The organism is Escherichia sp. HH41S (genome assembly GCF_009820115.1).
Classification (GTDB): domain Bacteria; phylum Pseudomonadota; class Gammaproteobacteria; order Enterobacterales; family Enterobacteriaceae; genus Escherichia; species Escherichia coli_F.
The window spans coordinates 1-360 of the sequence record NZ_VNXE01000091.1 but is presented as its reverse complement, the minus strand read 5'-3'; the positions used below and the strand labels follow the sequence as shown (position 1 = coordinate 360).

Below are 360 nucleotides of genomic sequence, written 5' to 3'. Positions count from 1 at the left end.
AGTATGGTGCTCGGTGGTGTGGCGCAGATGCTGGCACCGAAAGCCAGAACTCCCCGTACACAGACAACGGATAACGGTAAGCAGAACACCTATTTCTCCTCACTGGATAACATGGTTGCCCAGGGCAATGTTCTGCCTGTTCTGTACGGGGAAATGCGCGTGGGGTCTCGCGTGGTTTCTCAGGAGATCAGCACGGCAGACGAAGGGGACGGTGGTCAGGTTGTGGTGATTGGTCGCTGATGCAAAATGTTTTATGTGAAACCGCCTGCGGGCGGTTTTGTCATTTATGGAGCGTGAGGAATGGGTAAAGGCAGCAGTAAGGGGCATACCCCGCGCGAAGCGAAGGACAACCTGAAGTCC

General features: G+C 55.0%; 1 pseudogene. It reads left to right on the top strand.

The annotated features are described in order from the left end of the window. Positions 1–240 (top strand): annotated as a pseudogene (locus tag FQZ95_RS17890) (tail assembly protein); the annotation flags it as partial. Between the last annotated feature and the right edge of the window lie 120 nt (positions 241–360).